This window comes from Lysinibacillus sp. TE18511, assembly GCF_054062295.1.
In genome coordinates this window covers 1-2,711 of the sequence record NZ_JBSSFD010000091.1, presented here as the reverse complement: position 1 = coordinate 2,711, position 2,711 = coordinate 1, and the positions used below count along the sequence as shown (strand labels likewise).

Below are 2,711 nucleotides of genomic sequence, written 5' to 3'. Positions count from 1 at the left end.
TGACATAAAGAAGCACCTCCTCTAATTTGATACATTTATCATCGTACCGGAGGTGCCTGGTTGTTTATATGCGTTATTTGATTACGGGCTTACAATAAAAGCTTAAGTGTTGATGAAGCAACCAGATGTGGTTGCTTTTTTGTATTTCGGAAATAAACCTGACAATCAAAATGAAACAAACTATGGCGCTCAGCGATGAGTGCTATTTTTCTATTTGTAAGCCAAGCTGCCCTGGGGACTCTTGGTCTAAGTTTAGTTATGTTGCTGGCTTCTCCGTGTTATCCTTTCTAGTTATAGTTCGATGAAGAAATTTGTTTATGCTGCCTCTGAAAGACAGTAGAGGTCTTTCATCATATGTTTCTCGTCAAAACGGACTTTCCTTTTACAAATACCATGTAATACCTTTAGTAATTTACTACACAGTACCAACATTGATTATTTTCCACGTAAAGGATTTTGTTGACGTGTTGTGTAATATTCATGAAGTTGCTTAAACGTTTCATTGTGACGAATGAGTGGTACTATTACTTTGAACAGAATATATCTAAGTCTCTTTCTTCCTCTTTTGGAGATATGTTTTTGCCCTTTATGTTGACCAGATGAGTTTTCACGTAATGTTAATCCCGCTAGTTTGATGAGTTGGCGTGGATTTTCATAAAGTGAAAAGCATCCTACTTCTGAAAGTAAATCAACAATCGTCGCATCTCCTAAATCTGGAACTGATGCAAGTAAATCATATTCCATCGTTGTTTTAGCCATTTTGGCTAATTGATTATTTACAGATTCAATTTCGCTTTCTAATAAGCGATACTGACGTATGAGCCGTGGCGATTTCACGTCGGGCCATCTCTGTTTCTTCTGTCAGTCCAATAGAGTTTATCGCAGCTTCAATAAGTAGCTTTGCTTTAGGTAACTACGGAACTCTCATCCCCTCTACCTGACGGTAGAGAAAAACAAGCACGTTGCCACAAGATATTGAACAGAAAAATGCTGAACAATTACACCGCAACTTCAAGAAAGGTGTGGCAGGACAAGTATTACTAACCGACATCACATATTAATATAATGGTATATTGTAGTAAAAGATAAGGAGTAAAACTATGAATAATTTTAAGAAGACGTTAGCATATGTAAATGAATTACTGTACGAATCAAATCATTTAACTATACAAAATATCCAATAAAAGTGTCAATAAGGCTCATCACCATAACTTGTGGTTGATTCTCTATTAATTCAATAATTTTACATTTTACTATAGAAGAAAAGCGAAAACTCACGTATCGTAATTGTTGTCGAGACAAATCACGAGAGGAGTTTTCGCTTTGTACTCCAAGTTTATCAAAATGCTATTACCGTTACCATCTTTTTTCGAAGTTTCTTTTCCATCTGATGAAGAACCAAATGTATTTCCTGTTACTGTAGGTGCTTATTCAGTGCCATGTCCACTTTGCCAAGGGAAAACAATTCGTCATGCACAAACGTTACGTCGTTTTCGTCATGGCTATGCTTGGCACCTAGGATTGATTTGGATTGAGATGGTAATTCCACGTCATCGTTGTGTTGCTTGCGACCTTACATTTACCTATGACTTTGGTTTAGGGATTATACAAGCGTCATCAGCTTTGTTTCGTAAAGAGCTTGTTCAGTGTTGCCATGGGCGTTCCATTGCTGATGTAGCGCGTGAATATGAACTACCCTATACGACTGTTGAACGTTGGTATTACTTGTATGCACCAAATCATTTAGCAGAAGAAACACCTACAGCCATCTGCGTTGATGAGTTCGCCTTGCGCAAAGGGCATAATTATGCGACTAGTGTTTTAAATGCCGACACAGGTCGCATTTTGGCGATTGTTCCTCATCGAGATCAAGATGCAATTACCGCTGTTTTACAGAAAGTAATAGGTCCTATTCGTGCCGTGGTAAGTGATTTCGCTCCAGCGATGGCAAACGCGATACAAACAGTTTATCCAACTGCGATTCATGTGCTGGATCGCTTTCATCTCGTGCAATTTTTCACAGATGCCCAGCAGCGAAGACGACGTTATTTAGGAGAAGCCAAAAAGCATCATAAATCGCGATTCATTGACCGTTGTTTGGCACGAAAACCTGAACAATTAACGGAAGAAGAACGTGGATTTATTGCACAGTGGTACCAGGGAGATTTGCATACAAAACACATTTATCATGCATTGAATCATATGCGTTATGTACTAAAAGCGACAACGATGACACAAGCAAAACGACGGTTAACAGAATGGTTTAAAAGATATCAATTTCATATGTGTGGTGCTGTCTCTAAAATCGCAAAAACATTGATAACACGTGAAAAAGCGTTGTTGGATACCATTATTTCACCGCTATCGAATGGCATTATGGAAGGCACGAATAATAAAATTAAACTCATCAAAAAACGTGGTTTTGGCTATCGAAATGAAGACCGTTTTTTCCTTCGTTTACGTTTAGAAACAGGTCGCTGATTTTGTCACCCACGACTTTTTGTGATGAGCCGTCAATAACCATATTTTATACAATTTAGGGTATTGTGTTAGTATATATAAGTAGGTAAAGTGATTACCTAACAAAAAACATTCAAAAGGGAGTTTTACAAACACGAAAAAATTAGCATCTATCGCAATGGCATCAGCACTAACACTAGGAGGACTTGTTGGAGTATCAACAGTAGCACCAGAAGCACACGCTGCAGAAA

The 2,711-nt window shown here is 38.0% G+C and carries 2 protein-coding genes and 1 pseudogene; 1 reads left to right on the top strand and 2 read right to left on the bottom strand.

The window, feature by feature from the left end:
* Positions 1-315 precede the first annotated feature (315 nt).
* Positions 316-949, bottom strand: a pseudogene (locus tag ACVWXS_RS25810) (transposase); the annotation flags it as partial.
* A 374-nt stretch (positions 950-1,323) separates the two neighbouring features.
* On the opposite strand from ACVWXS_RS25810, the gene ACVWXS_RS25805 reads away from it, so the two are divergent.
* The gene (locus ACVWXS_RS25805) at positions 1,324-2,481 is read left to right on the top strand and encodes an ISL3 family transposase (protein WP_456960673.1); all 1,158 of its coding nucleotides are present in this window, start codon (positions 1,324-1,326) and stop codon (positions 2,479-2,481) included.
* Here ACVWXS_RS25805 and ACVWXS_RS25800 read toward each other — a convergent pair.
* A partial coding sequence (locus ACVWXS_RS25800; protein ID WP_456960672.1) for a hypothetical protein occupies positions 2,464-2,711 on the bottom strand: 248 nt, incomplete at its 5' end. The two genes, ACVWXS_RS25805 and ACVWXS_RS25800, sit on opposite strands and share 18 nt — an antisense overlap.